We start from the raw sequence: 16,348 nt of genomic DNA, 5'->3' as shown, positions 1-16,348 counted from the left end.
GAAGCCGCGCGCATGCGCATTGGATTCGGCTGTTGGTACTGCAGGGCCGAGCGAAGCGATGGCCCGCCCGGTATCAAAGCCCCTCTGGCTGCGCCGAGGAGCGGAGCGTTTCGCGGATCAGGGCTCGCAGCTGTTTGAGCGAAGCGAGTTCTGCGAGACCCCGCGAAACGTGAGCACCGCAGGTTGCCCCGTAGCGAAGCGCAGGGGTCGCAGACAGTGGGGTCGCCTTTTCTTTGCTTACTTTCTTTTGGCGAAGCAAAAGAAAGTAAGTCCGCCGCCGGGCGGAACTCCCGGCCTCGGAAAGCAAACAAGCAGCAGGAGTACAGACAGATCAAGCCGCCTCCTCCTCAAGCTCCGAAGAAGAAGCCCGAGCACTCCCCCCACCCAACCGATCAAACGCCAGATAAATAACCGGCGTAGTAAACAAAGTCAGCATCTGACTAACGATCAACCCCCCAAAGATCGCCAACCCGAGAGGACGCCTCAACTCAGCCCCGTCCCCAAAACTGAACATCAAGGGAACAGCAGCAAACAGCGCAGCCAACGTAGTCATCAAGATCGGCCGAAACCGCAACAACGCAGCCTGATGAATCGCCTCACGGGCCGACTTCCCCTGCGTCCTCTCAGCATCAATAGCAAAGTCGATCATCATGATCGCGTTCTTCTTCACGATGCCGATCAGCAGGATGATCCCGATGATCCCGATCACCCCCAGGTCATTGCCAGTCAGCATCAAGGCCAACAAAGCCCCAACCCCAGCAGAAGGCAACGTAGACAAGATCGTCAACGGATGCACATAGCTCTCGTACAGCACCCCCAGCACGATGTACACACAAACCACCGCCGCCAGAATCAACCACAGCTGATTCGACAACGACTTCTCATAGGCCCCAGAAGCCCCCAGAAAAGTCATCGTCACACTGCTCGGCAACCCGATCTCTTTCGCCGCCGCGCGAATCGCGGCAACCGATCCACCGAGCGACACCCCCGGCGCCGTATCGAAGTTCAACGTACTCGCCGGGTACTGCGCCACGTGCGTGATCTGCAACGGCGCCTGCTGCTCGCTGATCTCCGCAAACGCCGACAGCGGCGTCGCCGTGCCAGACCCCGCAATGAGGTTCAACTGCCCCAGCGTCTGCGGCGTGTTCACCATCCCGGGCTGCGCTTCCAGGATCACGCGGTACTGGTTCGTCTCGGTGAAGATCGTCGACACGATGCGCTGCCCGAAGGCGCTGTACAGCGCGTCATCCACCGAACTCGCAGTGATCGACAGCCGCGACGCCGTGTCGCGATTCACGTTCACATACGCCGCCAGCCCCTGCGCCCCGGCATCGCTGCTCACGTTGCGCACCTTGTCCGATTCCTGCAGCTTCGCCACCAGCTTCTGCATCCACTCGGTGACCAGCGCGCTGTTCACGCCTTCGAGCGACACGCGGTACTCGGTCGGCCCGGTCTCGGCGTCGATGGTCAGGTCCTGCGTGGGCTGCAGGTACAGCGTGAGGCCGGCCACCTGCCGCACACGATCGCGCAGGCGCTCCATCACCTCCTGCTGGTTGTCGTGGCTGCGGGTCAGGTTGATGAGCATGCTGCCGGTGTGCAGCATGGTGTTGTTGGCCGCGTCCACGCCGACGAAGGAACTCAGATTCTCGACGTCATGGTCTTCAAGAATGGCGCGTGCGGCCTGCTGCTGCAGCTGCGCCATGCGGTCGAAGGACACGTCTTGTGCGGCCTGCACGCGGGCCTGAAGCTGGCCAGTGTCCTGCGTGGGGAACAAACCCTTGGGGATCGTGAGGTACAGCACCACGGTCAGCACCAGGGTGAGCAGCGCCACCAGCAGCGTGAGCGGCTGGTGCGCGATCACCCAGTGCAGCGAGCGGTCGTAGCGCACCATCACGCCGTCGAAGAAACGCTGGGCGCGCGCGCCGAAGCCGGTGCCCGACGCATCTTTCTTCGGCTCGTGCTTGAGCCAGCGCGCCGACATCATCGGCACCAGCGTGAGCGACACCACGCCCGAGATCAGGATGGTGATCGCCAGCGTCACCGCGAACTCGCGGAACAGGCGGCCCACCACGTCGCCCATGAAGAGCAGCGGGATGAGCACGGCGATGAGCGACACGGTCAGCGAGATGATCGTGAAGCCGATCTGCGCGGCGCCCTTGAACGCAGCCTGCAACGGCTTCTCGCCCTCCTCGATGTAGCGCGCGATGTTCTCGATCATGACGATCGCGTCGTCCACCACGAAGCCGGTGGCGATGGTCAGCGCCATCAGGCTCAGGTTGTTCAGGCTGTAGCCCAGCAGGTACATCAGGCCAAAGCTGCCGATCAGCGAGATCGGCACGGCGATGCTGGCGATGACGGTGGCGCGCAGGCTGCCCAGGAAGGCGAAGATCACCAGCACCACGAGCACCACGGCCAGCACCAGTTCCATCTCGACGTGCTGCACCGACGAGCGGATGCCGGCGGTGCGGTCGCTCAGCACCTCGACCTGCAGGCCCGCGGGCATGCCGGCCTGCAGCTCGGGCAGCTGCTTCTTGATGGCGTTGACGGTGGCGATCACGTTGGCGCCGGGCTGGCGCTGCACGTTCAGGATGATGGCCGGCGTGAGCTGCACCTGCCCGTCGACCTTGCGCCCGGCCCAGGCGCCCAGCTGCGTGTTCTCGGCGCTGTTGACCACGCGCGCCACGTCGACCATGCGGATCGGCGCGCCGTTCTTGTAGCTGACGATGAGGTTCTTGTAGTCGTCGACCGTGAGCAGCTGGTCGTTCGAGTTGATCGTGTAGGCGCGCTTGGGGCCGTCGAAGCTGCCCTTGGCGCCGTTGGAGTTGGCCGCGCTGATGGCCGTGCGCAGCGAATCCAGCCCGATGCCGTTGGCCGCCAGCGCCTGCGTGTTGGCCTGGATGCGCACGGCCGGGCGCTGCCCGCCGCTGAGCGACACGAGGCCCACGCCCGAGACCTGGCTGATCTTCTGCGCGAGCCGGGTGTTCACGAGGTTCTGCACCTCGGTGAGCGGCAGCGTGTCGGAGGTGATGGCCAGCGTGAGCACCGGCGCGTCGGCCGGGTTGACCTTGGCGTACACCGGCGGCGCCGGCAGGTCGGCCGGCAGCAGCGAGCCGCCGGCGTTGATCGCGGCCTGCACTTCCTGCTCGGCGACGTCGAGCGTCTGGCCCAGCGAGAACTGCAGCGTGATGATCGACACGCCCGCCGCGCTGGTCGAGCTCATGCGGTCCAGGCCCGACATCTGGCCGAACTGGCGCTCCAGCGGCGCGGTGACGGTGTTGCTCATGACCTCGGGGCTGGCCCCGGGGTAGAGCGTCTGGACCTGGATGGTCGGGTAGTCGACCTGCGGCAGCGCCGCCAGCGGCAGGAAGCGGAACGCCACCAGGCCGGCCAGCACGATGGCCAGCATCAGCAGCGAGGTGGCGACCGGCCGCAGGATGAACGGGCGCGAGGGGCTCATGGGCTGCGCCGTCCCTCACCGCCGCGTTCGCCGCCGCCACCGGCGCCACCGCGCTCGGCCATGCGCTGCCAGCGCTCCAGCGCGGCGGGCTCGCCGCGGTCGAGGGCTTCGAGGAAACGCTTGCGGCGTTCGAGTTGCTCGGGGTCGTCCTTGGCCGCGTCGAGCATGCGCTGGCGCTGCTCGGGGGTGGGGAGCTTGGCGGGCGTGGCTGCGGGTGCAGGGGCTGCCGCAGGTGCAGGCGTTGTGGCCGCCGGCGCTGCAGCCGGCGCAGCCGTTCCGGCGGCAGGTGCAGCCGGTGCCTGCGATGGCGAAGCCGGTGCCGCCGCTTCGGCGGGACGAGCACCGCCGCCCTGCGCACCACCGCCACCTTCCTGCCGACGTCCGCCACGCCGTCCGCCCGGCGCTGCCGCGCCCGAGGCCGCACCGGCCGGCCGGTCGACCGTGGTCTGCACGCGCGCGCCGTCCTTCAGGCGGTCGCCGCCTTCGGTGACCACGGTTTCGCCGGGCTGCAGGCCCTTGGTGATGGAGGCGAAATCGACGCTCGATTCGCCGCGCGTCACCGGCCGCTGCGAGGCCGTGTTCTCGGCCGTCACCACGTACACGTAGTCGCCGTTCGGGCCGTGGCGCAGCGCCGTGACCGGCACCACCACCGCGCTGCTCACGGTGCGCAGCAGCAGCCGCAGGTTGACGAACTGGTTCGGGAACAGCGCGCCGTCGGCGTTGGTGAAGCGCGCCTTGGCCTTCACGGTGCCGGTCTGCGTGTCGACCATGTTGTCGAGCGTGGAGAAGCTGCCGTCGGCCAGACGGCGCGTGCGCGTGCGGTCGAAGGCGGTGGTGGCGAGCGTGGCGCCCTGGCCCAGCCGCTCCTGCACCTCGGGCACGCGGTCCTGCGGAATGGCGAACTCGACGTCGATGGGCGCGATCTGCGTGATGGTGGCCACGCCGCCGGTGCTGCCGGTCGAGATGTAGTTGCCCGCGTCCACCGGCCGCAGGCCGATGCGCCCGCTCACCGGCGCCGTGATGCGGCTCCAGGCCAGGTTGAGCTTGGCGGTGTTCTCGTTGGCGCGGTCGATGGCCACGGTGCCTTCGAGCTGCTTGACCAGCGCGGCCTGGGTGTCGACGTCCTGGCGGGCGATGGAGTCCTGCCCGAGCAGCGTCTGGTAGCGCTGCAGCGTGACGCGCGCCGCGGCCAGCTGGGCCTCGTCGCGCTGGCGGGCACCGGCGGCCTGCGCCAGCGCGTTCTCGAAGGGCTGCGGGTCGATGGTGGCGAGCACGTCGCCCTTCTTGACCATCTGGCCTTCCTTGAACAGCACGGCCGTGAGCACGCCCGACACCTGCGGCTGCACCGTCACGTTGGCCAGCGGCGTGACCGTGCCCAGCGCTTCGAGCTGCACCGGGATGTCGGCCTGCCGCGCGACGGCGGTGCCGACGGTGCTGGAGGCCGGGCCTCCGCCACCCGCGCGCCCACCAGGCCCACCGCCGCCGGGCCGGCCCGCACCGGCGCCCGGTCCACCCGCGCCGGGCGCCGGTGATTTGGAACGCTGCACCAGATACCAGGCACCGCCCCCGAGGGCCACCAACAGAAGCAGGGCCAGCAGGCTCCCGACCCAGCGGCGCCGGCGCGCCGGAGGATGGGTCGGCGACACGACGGGTGGCAGGGGCTCGGGGGGCGTTTGGGAATCCATGGGCGGTGCGTGCGAAGGGGTGCGAAAAGGCGGCCTGAAGGGAGGCGGCCTAGAGTACAGCGCGAAATATCACTCCCCAAGTTTTCCGTGCCGTAAAGCGACGGTAAAGCTTCCGTTTGCGCGGCGACCCCGCCATCCCGCGCCCGCCATTCGCGCCGGCGACCCGCACTTCACGCCGCCCACCCGCATTTCGTCGCATGGCCGTGGCGGGGGCCGGGCGGCATCGGCACAGTCCGCTCCATCGATTCCCTGCCCCCTTTGTCTTCTTCCAACCGAACGGAGCCTCTCATGCTGATGCAAATCCTTCTTCACACCCCGAAGTGGGTGTTCGCCGTGTTCGTCCTGCTGGCCTGGCTCGGCGGCCGGCAGCTGGTGGCCAACCGCATCGGCCTGAACCGCGTGCTGGTGATGCCGGTCGCCATGGCCGGCCTGTCGTTCTGGGGCGTGGTGTCGGTGTCCGGCGAGTCGGCCGGCGCCCTGCTCGGCTGGGCCGTGGCCGCGCTGCTGCTCATGGTGCTGGTGCTGCGCCGTCCGCTGCCGGCGACCACGCGCTACGACGCCACGGCGCGCCAGTTCCAGGTGGCCGGCACCGCCGTGCCGCTGATGCTCATGATGGGCATCTTCCTCACCAAGTACGTGGTGGGCGTGTCGCTGGCCCTGCATCCGGAGCTGCGCCACCAGGCCGCCTTCGCCCTGGGCGTGCCGGCGCTGTACGGCGCCTTCAGCGGCATCTTCGCGGCCCGCGCCGCGCGCCTGTGGCGCCTGGCCGCCGCGTCGGGCGCGATGGTCAGCAGCGCCCGCGCGGCCTAAGATTCCGACGCCCCGCCCGCCCTTCGCCGCCAGGAACCGCCATGACCGTGCTCGTGTTGATCCTCAAGATTTCCATCTCGGTGGTGCTGCTTGCCTCGCTGGCCGAAGCGCTGGTGCTGTCGTGGCGCAACGGCTGGCGCAGCTACGACTGGAAGGCGGCGGGCATCTCGGTGTTCGACTTCCTGGTGCGCGAATACCCGCTGCGCTGGCTGCTGCCGCTGGCCTTCTGGGTCGGCGCCATGGACTGGCTCTACGCCCACCGGCTCTTCACGCTGCCGATGGACCACTGGACCGGCTGGCTCGCCTGCTTCGTCGGCCAGGAGTTCTGCTACTACTGGTACCACCGCGCCGCGCACCGCGTGCGCTGGTTCTGGTGCACCCACGCCGTGCACCACTCGCCGAACCAGCTGAACCTGTCGGCCGCCTACCGCTTCGGCTGGACCGGCCGGCTCACCGGCACGCTGGCCTTCTTCCTGCTGGCGCCGCTGTTGGGCATGCCGCCGCGGATCATCCTGCTGATGCTCACGCTGAACCTGCTCTACCAGTTCTGGATTCACGCGACCTGGATTCCGAAGCTCGGCCCGCTCGAATGGGTGCTGAACACGCCCTCGGCCCACCGCGTGCACCACGCCTCGAACCTGGAGTACCTGGACGGCAATTACGGCGGCGTGCTGATCGTGTTCGACCGCCTGTTCGGCACCTACATCCCCGAGCGCGCCGACCTGCCCTGCCGCTACGGGCTCGTGAAGCCGATCACCTCGTACAACCTGCTCGAGATCGAGTTCAGCCAGTGGCGCGACCTGTGGCGCGACCTGCGCTCGGCGCGTTCGCTGCGCGCCTTCGTCGGCTACCTCGTGAAGCCGCCGGGCTGGCGGCCGGACGGGCCGGGCGAGACCACCGAGGAGCTGCGCCAGCGCGCGGCCCTGCCACCTTCACCGTCGATGCCGGCACCGGCCGCCAGCGACTTCGTTCCCCTTTCACCTGTCTCTTTCAAGGAGCTGTCATGACCCCCATGTCCTCTTCCTCTTCTTCCTCCTCCTCTTCTTCGTCCGCCGACATCGAACGGCGCGCCCGCCGCCGCGCCGGCGCCAAGATGGGCTGGTTCATCCATGCCTTCGTCTACGTGGTCGTCAACGTCGGGCTGGTGGGGCTTGCCGCCTCGCGCGGCCACAACTGGGCCGTGTACCCGCTCATGGGCTGGGGCCTGGGCCTGCTGATCCACGGCGCCGTGGTCTGGCTCATCGCGCCCGGCGGCGGCCTGTACGACCAGCTGCTGGAACGTGAGCGCCGCGCGCTAGGTGGCGGGGACCGCCGGTGACGGCCACGGCGGACGACACGCCACGCCCGTCGCGCTTTCGCGCCGAGAACCTGCGGGACATCCTGCGGCACGGCCTGATCACGGCCGCCTTCTGCTGCGTCATCGCCGCGGCGCTGACCGTCTCGGGCATGGGCAGCTGGAGTTCGCAGATGGTGTATTCGCTGTCGATCGGAACGATCAGCTGGCTGGTCATCGACACCGGGCGCCTGTTCATCAGCGGCCACCAGAACGTGCTCTGGCCGCACGGCCCCTGGGGCTTCGTGCTGGTGGCCTTCGGTGTCACGCTGGGCTTCCTCGGCGGCGGCGCCATCGGGGACGCCTGGGTCGGCCGACCGCTGTTCGACTTCACCGGCTTCGCCCGGCACCGGATGGTCTCCACCATCGTCATCACGCTGGCAGCCACCATCGGCATGTGCTACTTCTTCTACAGCCTCGGGCGCAGCAAGCACATGCAGCGCCAGCTCGACCTGGCGCAGCGAGACGCCACGGACGCCCGCCTCAAGCTGCTCGAAACCCAGCTCGAGCCGCACATGCTGTTCAACACGCTGGCCAACCTGCGCGTGCTGATCACCGTCGATCCGCCGCGCGCCGTGGCGATGCTCGACCGGCTCAACAGTTACCTGCGCATGACGCTCAGCGGCTCGCGCGCGCTGTCGCATCCGCTGTCGGCCGAGTTCGACCGGCTGGGCGACTACCTCGAACTGATGTCGGTGCGCATGGGCGAGCGCCTGCGCTACACGCTCGACCTGCCCGACGACCTGCGCGACACGCCCGTGCCGCCGCTGCTGCTGCAGCCGCTGGTCGAGAACAGCATCCGCCACGGCCTCGAGCCCCAGGTCGAAGGCGGCGAGATCGCCGTGCGCGCGCGCCGCGAGGCGGGCGAACTGGTCATCGAGGTGAGCGACACCGGTGTCGGGCTCGATGCGGCACCGCAGCCGTCGGAAGGTGGCGGCTTCGGGCTCGAACAGGTGCGCGAGCGGTTGGCCACCGTGTACGGTGAGCAAGGCCGCCTGAGCCTGGCCCCCGCGCCCACGGGCGGCGGAACGCGCGTCACCCTGAACCTCCCCCTGCCCGCCTGAACAGGCCCCACGACAACAAGAAGACGATGCCCCTCACCGCCCTCATCGCCGAAGACGAACCCCTGCTGGCCCAGGCCCTGCAGGCCGAACTGGCCGCCGCCTGGCCCGAGCTGCGCGTGGTCGCCACCGCCCGCGACGGCCGCAGCGCCGTGCGCGAGGCGCTGAGGCTGCTGCCGCAGGTGCTGTTCTTCGACATCCGCATGCCCGGCCTGGACGGCCTGGGCGCCGCCGCCGAGCTGGCCGACAGCTGGCCCACCGACGAGGCGCCGATGCCGCAGCTGGTGTTCGTCACCGCCTACGACGAATACGCCGCGCGCGCCTTCGAGGCCGAGGCCATCGACTACGTGCTCAAGCCCGTGCAGCCCGAGCGCCTGCGCAAGACCGTGGCGCGGCTGCGGCAGGCGCTGGCGGCGGCCGCACCATCGATGACGCCGCCCATCCCGGCCGACGAAGCGCTGGAGCGCACCCTCGCCCAGTGGCGCCAGGTGCTGGGCGCCGCCGGCGGTGCGCCGTCGGCATCGTCCTCTTCAGCGCCGCTGCGCATGATCGCCGCCAGCGATGCGGGCGGCGCCACCGTGCGCATGGTGCCGATCGACGAGGTGCTGTATTTCGAGGCCGCCGACAAGTACCTGCGCGTGCTCACCGCCACGCAGGAATACCTGATCCGCACGCCCCTGAAGCAGCTGCTGCCCCAGCTCGATGCCGACACCTTCTGGCAGGTGCACCGGGCGGTGGTGGTGCGCAGCGCGGCCATCGAGGCGGTGCACCGCGACGAGGCCGGCAAGCTGCACCTTGCGCTGCGCGGGCGGGCCGAGAAGATCCCGGTCAGCCGGCTCTACGCCCACCTGTTTCGCGCCATGTGAAATCCAGGCGCCGGGCGCGCAGCAAAAAGCCGGCCTTTTCGGGGCCGGCTTTTTCATTCAGTCACGAATGGCGTTGTAAATCAGCGCCAGTGGCCGTGTCCGTGGCCATGACCACGGTGATAACCACGACCGTAGTAGCGCGGGCCGTAATAGGCCGGCGGCGGCGCGTAGTAGACCGGCGCCGGGCGGTAGTACACCGGCGGCGGCGGGCGGTAGTAGACCGGGGGCGGCGGTGCGTAATACACCGGGGCCGGCGGCGCATAGACCGGGGCCGGGTAGTAGGCGGGACCGCCCACGCCGACCGCCACGCCGGGCACGCCGACGCCGATCGACCAGCTCACGTCGCCGCGGGCGCTGGCCGAGGTGGCGGCAAACAGCGCACCGAAGGCCACCGCACCGGCGGCGGCCCATTTGAAGAGGGTAGAACGTGTGACGCTCATGATGTGGGACTCCTTGTTGGGGGGCGTTGTGCGCCCCATGTCCGTATTGAACGCTGCAATTGCAAAGCGGGTGGACGCTGCATTGTGAAGAGCGTTGCCAAAAGTAACCCCGACAGGCCCCCCTCTAGAATGACGCGATGACCTCCCCGACCGACAAAAGCGGCACCAAAACGACCGCTGCACCGAGCAATTTCCTGCGCCACGTGATCGAGAACGACCTCGCACAGGGTGCCTACGCAGGCCGCACCTGGGGCGGTTCCCCGGGCGACGCCGCCCACCACGCCCAGGGCATGCCCGACCCCGCCAAGGTCCGCATGCGCTTTCCGCCCGAGCCCAACGGCTACCTGCACATCGGCCACGCCAAGAGCATCTGGCTGAATTTCGAGCTGGCCAAGGAATACGGCGGCGTGTGCCACCTGCGCTTCGACGACACCAACCCCGAGAAGGAAGAGCAGGAGTACGTCGATTCCATCCGCGACGCCGTGAAGTGGCTCGGCTACGAAACCTACCTGGCCGACCGCCCCAGCGCGCCCGGCACGATTCAGGAGCACGAGTACTTCGCCAGCAACTACTTCGACTTCATGTACGAAGCCGCCGAGTACCTGATCCGCGCCGGCCTGGCGTATGTCGACGAGCAGACGCCCGACGAGATGCGCGCCAACCGCGGCGACTTCAACACGCCCGGCACCGACAGCCGCTTTCGCAGCCGCACGCCCGACGAAAACCTGGCGCGCTTTCGCGAGATGCGCGACGGCAAGCTCGCCGACGGCGCCGCCATCCTGCGCGCCAAGATCGACATGGCGAGCCCCAACATCAACATGCGCGACCCCGCGCTGTACCGCATCCGCCGGGCCACCCACCACAACACGGGCGACAAGTGGTGCATCTACCCGATGTACACCTACGCGCACCCCATCGAAGACGCGCTGGAGCAGATCACCCACTCCATCTGCACGCTCGAATTCGAAGACCAGCGCCCCTTCTACGACTGGCTGCTCGACCGCCTGGCCGAAGGCGGCCTCGTCGCCAGCCCGCACCCGCGCCAGTACGAGTTCGCCCGCCTGAACGTCACCCACGTGATGACCAGCAAGCGCAAGCTGCGCCAGCTGGTCGAGGAAAAGCACGTCGACGGCTGGGACGACCCCCGCATGCCCACCATCGCCGGCCTGCGCCGCCGCGGCTACACGCCCGCCGCGCTGCAGCTGTTCTGCGAACGCAGCGGCACCACCAAGTCGGGCGGCTGGATCGAGTACGCCAGCCTGGAGGCCGCGCTGCGCGACACCCTCGACCCCATCGCGCCGCGCGCCATGGCCGTGCTCGACCCGGTGAAGCTCGTCATCACCAACTGGGGTGAGCTGATGGGCGGCGTCGATGTGCTCGACGACTGCTCCGCCCCCGTGCACCCGCACCACCCCGAGATGGGCAAGCGCGAGTTCAAGCTCGGCCGCGAAGTCTGGATCGAGCGCACCGACTACGAAGACGTGCAGCCCAAGGGCTTCTTCCGCCTGTTCCCCGGCAACAAGGTGCGCCTGAAGTACGGCCACGTCATCGAATGCACCGGCGCCACGCGCGACGCCGACGGCAAGCTCCTCGAAGTTCAGGCCACGCTGGTGCCCGACACCAAGAGCGGCACGCCCGGCGCGGACGCGATCAAGGTCAAGGGCAACATCACCTGGGTGGCTGCTGCGGATGCCGTGCAGGCCGAGGTGCGGTTGTACGAGCGCCTGTTCGCCGAAGCCAACCCCGGCAGCGGCGAGCTGCTGGACGAACTGAACAAGCACAGCCTGGAGGTGTGCACGGCCTTCGTCGAGCCGTCGCTGGCGAAGGCCGAACCCGGCGTGGGCATCCAGTTCGAACGGCATGGCTACTTCGTGCGCGACACGAAGGGCGCCGCCGCCGGCGGACAGGTGGTGTTCAACCGCGCGGCGGGGATGCGGGACAGCTGGGCCAAGTAAGCCCAGTCTATCTCTCTCCCGCAAAGCCGGGGCCGTCAGGGCTCCGGCTTTTTTCTTGCGCCGAGCGTCGACAGACCCCGGCTATCCTGTCGGTTCATGAACGCTACGAGCCCTTCTTCTCGCCTCATCCGCTTCAACAAACCCTACGGCGTCCTCAGCCAGTTCACGCCCGAGGGCCGCTGGCGCGGGCTGAAGGACTTCATCGACCTGCCCGGTGTCTACGTCGCCGGACGGCTCGATGCCGACAGCGAGGGCCTGCTGCTGCTCACCGACGACGGCAAGCTCCAGGCGCGCATCGCCGATCCGCGCTTCAAGATGGAGAAAACCTACTGGGTGCAGGTCGAGGGCGTGCCGACCGACGAAGCGCTGGCGGCGCTGCGCAACGGCGTGCAGCTCAACGACGGCCCCACGCGCCCCGCACGGGCGCGCCGGCTCGATCCGCCGCCCGACGTGTGGCACCGCGAGCCCCCCATCCGCGAGCGCAAGCTCATTCCCACCGCGTGGCTGGAGCTGGCGATCAGCGAAGGCCGCAACCGCCAGGTGCGGCGCATGACGGCGGCCGTGGGGCTGCCGACGCTGCGCCTCATCCGCGCCGCCATCGGGCCTTACACGCTCGACGGGCTCGCGCCCGGAACCTGGCGGGAACAAAGCGGCGGCTGAACCGCCGCCCCCTCAACCCCTTATTCGAATCCTGTCCATGCACATGAACCTTCCTTTCTCCGACCTCCCCTCCTCTGCCGCATTGAACCGTCGCAGCGCCGTGCTCGGCGCCCTCGGCTTGCTCGCGCTGCCCGCCGGTGCCGCGGCCCCGGCCAAGAAAACCAACAAGCCGCAGGCGCCCGATGTCTGGCCGCGCGCCTTGCTGGTGCCGGGCGGCGTCGCCCGCCTGTCGCTCGGCCCCGCGGCCACGCGCCCCAAGGCCTTCGCCGGTGATGTGCCGGTGCTGGTGCTCGGCGATCCGATCGAATGGACCGCGCTGGTCGGCATTCCGCTCGCCACCCCACCCGGCGAAGCCAGCATCAGCGTGCGCGCCGAGGGCAACAAGCCCGAGCGCCAGATCGCCTACACCGTCGCCCCAAAGCAGTACCGCGAACAACGCCTGACAGTGGCGCCGCGCACGGTCGACCTGTCGCCCGAGGACGAGGCTCGCTACACCAAGGAGCGCGATCACCTGACCGGCGTGATGGCCACGCTCTCCGACCTGCGCCCCGACGCCGCGCTGCAGATGCGCGTGCCCGTGCCGGGCCGCCGCTCCAGTTCCTTCGGCCTGCGCCGCGTGTTCAACGGCCAGTCGCGCAATCCGCACAGCGGCATGGACATCGCAGCCGGCACCGGCACGCCCGTGCGCGCGCCGCTGGCCGGCAAGGTGATCGACACCGGCGACTACTTCTTCAACGGCGGCACCGTCTGGGTCGACCACGGCGGCGGCCTGCTGACGATGTACTGCCACCTGAGCCGCTGGGACGTGAAAGTGGGCGATGTGCTCAAGGCCGGCGAGCCGTTGGCCGCGGTGGGCGCGACGGGACGGGTGACCGGGCCGCACCTGCATTGGGGGGTGATGCTGAACCGGACGATGGTGGACCCGGCGTTGTTCGTTGCCAGTTGAGTTGCGCGCGTGGGAACGAGCCCTCACGAGCCTCGGGGATCGCGGCGCATGACCGTCCGGACGAAATCCTTCCTCATCTGGCTTTCCGTCGTCCCTGTGCTCTCGGCCCTGTGCGTCATTGGCCTGAACCTGTTGCCGTTGTGGTTCGTGTACCTCTTGCCCTATGCGATCGGGGTGGCCTTGCTGATGATCCTCGTGGCGATCGTGGCCGCAGGCGGTGCGACCAAGACTCTCGGCGCGAGCTTTGGGGGCTTCGCTGCCGGCGTCGTGCTGGTGTTCGTCGCCTACGACATCGTCAAAACCGCTGATCGAGCGGATTGGAACGCTTCGTACAAAGAATTCCGGCAGTTCAGCCAAGTCGTGGCACGCGGGGATCGAAAGGCCACAGCAGCGGCCCTTGACGATCTCCGGCGCTTTACGCCGGCCGAAGCGCTCTGCATCCTTGGTTCCGAGAGCGGGACCGGCGGCTCAGGCTATCTCATGCCCGAGGGGCCGGATACGCAGCGCACCCGCCAGGGAAATCGCTACTTCATCTCGACGCCGCGACTTTTCGAGGTGGCCGAGATCCTCGTTTCGACGCAGCCTGCTCAGCGCGAAACGCAGGTGGCCCTTTACGACATGCTGCAGGACTTGCACCGGCGCGGCGACCCCGCGGCATTTCCGCGCTGGGAACAGCTCTGGCTGCGCACAAAAGCCGCCACGGGCGGCACGGCCGGCTGGCACTTCGACGGCGCCCGTCTGAGGTGGCCATCCGAGCAGTGCGGGGGAGACGACGACACGCACCTGGCCGACCTGGTCAAGGAGATCAACAAGCCACCCGAAACACCGGCAGAGTCCCGTGCCCACGAGTCCAGCAGTTCGCAAGCGCGGCAAGCCGCAGACAACGCGCTTCGCGACGCGCAGAACACCGCAGTCGCACGGTGAAGACCCGGGCGCCCGCCCCGGCTTATAAAGAGATCTTTCGAGGAGCGAGGCAAGCGACCGATGGCAAAACAGACACGAGCCGAGCGCCGACGCGAGCGGGCGCGACAGGAACTGGCCGGCAAGGCCTGGATGGCGATCTTCGTCGGCATCCTGCTGCTGGTGGTCGCTCCCGCCTTCCTGAAAGGGCCGATCGTGGGCACGCTCGGGCCTGCGCTCCGGCCTGCCGGTTGGGTCGCGCTGGCGATCGGGGCCGTGCTGCTGGGCCTGCACTACGTCGTCCGCCGTCAGGCTGCCCCCGTGGAGATCGAGTCCGCGGCAGCTCGCGCTCACGCACGTCCCGCGCCATCGACAACACCCCATGCGGGCCAGGAATCGCAGTGGAGCCCCGCCGTGCTCCACGCCATCGAATGGCGTCGCTTCGAGGCCTTGTGCGAGGCGCTCTACGCACAAGCCGGCTTCACCACGCGCAGCCAATCGCACGGCGCGGACGGCGGCGTCGATATCTGGCTTCAGTCCAGGCACAGTGACGTGCCGCGCATCGTCCAGTGCAAGCATTGGCAAGGCAAAGCAGTGGGCGTGAAGGAGATGCGCGAGTTCCTCGGCGTGATGGCTTCGCGCCAATTGAAGAGCGGCACCTACGTGACGAGCTCGACCTTCTCGGCGGAAGCGGCGGCATTTGCGAAGGCGAACGGCATCCACGCCCAAGACGGCGCAGCCCTGCTCCGGCTCGTCGGCCAGCGCACGCCCGAACAACAGGCGGCACTGCTGGCCGTGGCCTACGAAGGCGAATACTGGCGGCCCACCTGCGCGAGTTGCGGCACCAAGATGGTCGAAAGAAGCTCGTCCAAGAACGACGGCAGCTTCTGGGGCTGCGCCAACTACCCGAAGTGCAAGGGCCGGACGATCCCGAAGTCGAAGACATCTGCGACGGTCTAGCCGGGAAGCGAGCCATGGCCCATCCACCGATGTTCACCGAAGCCTGCCTCGACACCTCGTTCGCGCGCACCAGCGAACGCCGCGAAGCCCTCGCCTTGCTCAACACCCGCCTGCACCCCGTCCTGCAGAAAATCGTCGCCGCCGAAGTCGCCTCGGGCAACCGCGTCAATGGCGTCGGCATCGACTGGCCCGACCTGGGCTCGGTGCACGTGACGATGGGCAAACATTTCGGCGACCGCCACGCCAGCGCAGACGCCGCTTTCAGCCTCTGCGACGACCCGCACTACTGGCATGCCGACTACAGCACCGCGGACAAACCGCGGCACCTGCTGATCTGCTGAAGAGAAGAACGCCGGCCTCAGAGCGGCCTGGTCAGGTACACCGCCTCGCGCCCCACGATCGTGCGCTGCGCGGGCATGAAGATCGTGCAGTCGTCGCACGGCGCGCGGATTTCGTCGGGGCCGTTGGTGGCGATCAGCTCGCCCTTGGCAAAGGTCTCGAAGCCGATCAGCGGGCGCACGAAGGCGAAGTCTTCCGACTTGATCACATGCGTCTGGAGCAGCTCGAAGCGACGCTGCTCGCCAGGCGCGGGCACGGCCGGGTCCCTGTCGATGAGGCCGAAGTGCGCCAGGAAGTCGAGCGAGATGGCGGTGGCCAGTTCGGAGGCCGAGCGCAGGAAATGCTGGCCGCACTCGGCCACCAGCGCCACGCCCTTGCCGTCGGCCCGGCCATGCTGGCCGTGCTGGATCAGCGGCGTGCCCGAGCCCAGGCCGTCGGGCATCACCAGGTGCACCGACGGACGGCCGATGGCCATGGCGGCCTCGGCGTTGCGGTCGAAGGCCGGGTACACCCAGAACGGGATCACGGGCTGGCTCGTGGAATGGATGTCGAGGATGTGGTCGGCCGCGCTCACCACCGGGCGCAACTCGCGGGCGCGGCGCAGCTCAGGGCTGTCCTCGCTGCCGTCGAGCCACTCGGGCGACCACACGCGGTTGAGGTTGTGCACCAGCTGACGGCTGTCGAACGGCAGCGCCTCGTTGAAGGACTCGTAGGCCGCCACGTTGGCAAAGCTGACGGTGAGCGTGCCGATCTTCGGGCGCACGCCGGTGTCGAGCAGGTGCGTGGCGGCGGTCATGCCGCAGATCTCGTTGCCGTGCGTCAGGGCATTGATCAGCACGTGCGGGCCGGGCTTGCCGGATTCGAAACGGTGCACGTAGTCGATGCCGACGTTGCCCTCGCGGTAGGCGGAAAGATCGCGGGGGAGGACTTCGAGGG

Annotated in this window: 15 protein-coding genes; 11 read left to right on the top strand and 4 right to left on the bottom strand. The window is 68.6% G+C overall.

What is annotated here, in order from left to right; translation table 11 throughout:
- Positions 1-331: 331 nt before the first annotated feature.
- Together AC07XP_RS19940 and AC07XP_RS19935 are read right to left on the bottom strand one after the other, a co-directional pair.
- Complete coding sequence (locus AC07XP_RS19940; RefSeq protein WP_495265639.1) at positions 332-3,457, bottom strand: efflux RND transporter permease subunit; 3,126 nt, start codon at positions 3,455-3,457, stop codon at positions 332-334.
- Complete coding sequence (locus AC07XP_RS19935; protein ID WP_495265638.1) at positions 3,454-5,142, bottom strand: efflux RND transporter periplasmic adaptor subunit; 1,689 nt, start codon at positions 5,140-5,142, stop codon at positions 3,454-3,456. The genes AC07XP_RS19940 and AC07XP_RS19935 overlap by 4 nt, the downstream gene beginning before the upstream one ends.
- Positions 5,143-5,430: 288 nt before the next feature.
- Here AC07XP_RS19935 and AC07XP_RS19930 point away from each other — a divergent pair, with 288 nt between their 5' ends.
- Genes AC07XP_RS19930 through AC07XP_RS19910 form a run of 5 tightly spaced genes read left to right on the top strand, consistent with a single transcriptional unit; the run spans position 5,431 to position 9,212 of the window.
- A complete protein-coding gene (locus AC07XP_RS19930; RefSeq protein ID WP_495265637.1) occupies positions 5,431-5,952 on the top strand; it encodes a DUF6622 family protein in 522 nt (173 codons plus the stop codon).
- A gap of 41 nt (positions 5,953-5,993) precedes the next feature.
- Positions 5,994-6,959 (top strand): sterol desaturase family protein, encoded by a 966-nt coding sequence (locus tag AC07XP_RS19925; protein WP_495265636.1) that lies wholly within the window; start codon positions 5,994-5,996, stop codon positions 6,957-6,959.
- Complete coding sequence (locus tag AC07XP_RS19920; RefSeq protein ID WP_495265635.1) at positions 6,956-7,270, top strand: 2TM domain-containing protein; 315 nt, start codon at positions 6,956-6,958, stop codon at positions 7,268-7,270. Before AC07XP_RS19925 ends, AC07XP_RS19920 begins: the two co-directional genes overlap by 4 nt.
- A complete protein-coding gene (locus AC07XP_RS19915; RefSeq protein WP_492684385.1) occupies positions 7,267-8,349 on the top strand; it encodes a sensor histidine kinase in 1,083 nt (360 codons plus the stop codon). Before AC07XP_RS19920 ends, AC07XP_RS19915 begins: the two co-directional genes overlap by 4 nt.
- Positions 8,350-8,375: 26 nt before the next feature.
- Complete coding sequence (locus tag AC07XP_RS19910; RefSeq protein ID WP_495265634.1) at positions 8,376-9,212, top strand: LytR/AlgR family response regulator transcription factor; 837 nt, start codon at positions 8,376-8,378, stop codon at positions 9,210-9,212.
- A gap of 80 nt (positions 9,213-9,292) precedes the next feature.
- On the opposite strand, the gene AC07XP_RS19905 is transcribed toward AC07XP_RS19910, so the two are convergent.
- Positions 9,293-9,652 (bottom strand): hypothetical protein, encoded by a 360-nt coding sequence (locus AC07XP_RS19905; RefSeq protein WP_070062581.1) that lies wholly within the window; start codon positions 9,650-9,652, stop codon positions 9,293-9,295.
- Positions 9,653-9,789: 137 nt separating this feature from the next.
- Between AC07XP_RS19905 and AC07XP_RS19900 the strand changes: the two genes are divergently transcribed.
- From AC07XP_RS19900 to AC07XP_RS19875, 6 genes are all read left to right on the top strand, one after another.
- Positions 9,790-11,607 carry a glutamine--tRNA ligase/YqeY domain fusion protein gene (locus tag AC07XP_RS19900; protein WP_495265633.1) on the top strand — a complete coding sequence of 606 codons (1,818 nt, stop codon included), beginning with the start codon at positions 9,790-9,792 and terminating at the stop codon, positions 11,605-11,607.
- A 96-nt stretch (positions 11,608-11,703) separates the two neighbouring features.
- On the top strand, positions 11,704-12,267 hold the full coding sequence (locus AC07XP_RS19895) for a pseudouridine synthase (RefSeq protein ID WP_390342553.1): 564 nt from the start codon (positions 11,704-11,706) through the stop codon (positions 12,265-12,267).
- Between the two features lie 43 nt (positions 12,268-12,310).
- Positions 12,311-13,213 carry a peptidoglycan DD-metalloendopeptidase family protein gene (locus AC07XP_RS19890; RefSeq protein WP_495265632.1) on the top strand — a complete coding sequence of 301 codons (903 nt, stop codon included), beginning with the start codon at positions 12,311-12,313 and terminating at the stop codon, positions 13,211-13,213.
- Positions 13,214-13,261: 48 nt separating this feature from the next.
- The gene (locus AC07XP_RS19885) at positions 13,262-14,137 is read left to right on the top strand and encodes a hypothetical protein (protein ID WP_495265631.1); all 876 of its coding nucleotides are present in this window, start codon (positions 13,262-13,264) and stop codon (positions 14,135-14,137) included.
- 60 nt (positions 14,138-14,197) lie between these two features.
- Positions 14,198-15,073, top strand: a complete 876-nt coding sequence (locus AC07XP_RS19880; protein WP_495265630.1) for a restriction endonuclease — start codon at positions 14,198-14,200, stop codon at positions 15,071-15,073.
- A gap of 14 nt (positions 15,074-15,087) precedes the next feature.
- Positions 15,088-15,414, top strand: coding sequence for a hypothetical protein (locus AC07XP_RS19875; protein ID WP_307587577.1), 327 nt, complete (start codon positions 15,088-15,090; stop codon positions 15,412-15,414).
- Between the two features lie 17 nt (positions 15,415-15,431).
- Here AC07XP_RS19875 and AC07XP_RS19870 read toward each other — a convergent pair.
- Positions 15,432-16,348 (bottom strand): M14 family metallopeptidase (locus AC07XP_RS19870; RefSeq protein ID WP_495265629.1); only part of this gene is annotated, 917 nt, incomplete at its 5' end.

The organism is Variovorax sp. GW531-E2 (genome assembly GCF_059423125.1).
This window is presented reverse-complemented; position numbering and strand designations above follow the sequence as displayed.

Bases quoted from the DNA above. Each gene is read 5' to 3' on its own strand.
- AC07XP_RS19940 (WP_495265639.1), bottom strand. From the start codon at position 3,457: ATGAGCCCCTCGCGCCCGTTCATCCTGCGGCCGGTCGCCACCTCGCTG.
- AC07XP_RS19920 (WP_495265635.1), top strand. From the start codon at position 6,956: ATGACCCCCATGTCCTCTTCCTCTTCTTCCTCCTCCTCTTCTTCGTCC.
- AC07XP_RS19875 (WP_307587577.1), top strand. From the start codon at position 15,088: ATGGCCCATCCACCGATGTTCACCGAAGCCTGCCTCGACACCTCGTTC.
- AC07XP_RS19895 (WP_390342553.1), top strand. From the start codon at position 11,704: ATGAACGCTACGAGCCCTTCTTCTCGCCTCATCCGCTTCAACAAACCC.
- AC07XP_RS19885 (WP_495265631.1), top strand. From the start codon at position 13,262: ATGACCGTCCGGACGAAATCCTTCCTCATCTGGCTTTCCGTCGTCCCT.
- AC07XP_RS19930 (WP_495265637.1), top strand. From the start codon at position 5,431: ATGCTGATGCAAATCCTTCTTCACACCCCGAAGTGGGTGTTCGCCGTG.
- AC07XP_RS19905 (WP_070062581.1), bottom strand. From the start codon at position 9,652: ATGAGCGTCACACGTTCTACCCTCTTCAAATGGGCCGCCGCCGGTGCG.
- AC07XP_RS19925 (WP_495265636.1), top strand. From the start codon at position 5,994: ATGACCGTGCTCGTGTTGATCCTCAAGATTTCCATCTCGGTGGTGCTG.
- AC07XP_RS19880 (WP_495265630.1), top strand. From the start codon at position 14,198: ATGGCAAAACAGACACGAGCCGAGCGCCGACGCGAGCGGGCGCGACAG.
- AC07XP_RS19890 (WP_495265632.1), top strand. From the start codon at position 12,311: ATGAACCTTCCTTTCTCCGACCTCCCCTCCTCTGCCGCATTGAACCGT.
- AC07XP_RS19900 (WP_495265633.1), top strand. From the start codon at position 9,790: ATGACCTCCCCGACCGACAAAAGCGGCACCAAAACGACCGCTGCACCG.
- AC07XP_RS19935 (WP_495265638.1), bottom strand. From the start codon at position 5,142: ATGGATTCCCAAACGCCCCCCGAGCCCCTGCCACCCGTCGTGTCGCCG.
- AC07XP_RS19910 (WP_495265634.1), top strand. From the start codon at position 8,376: ATGCCCCTCACCGCCCTCATCGCCGAAGACGAACCCCTGCTGGCCCAG.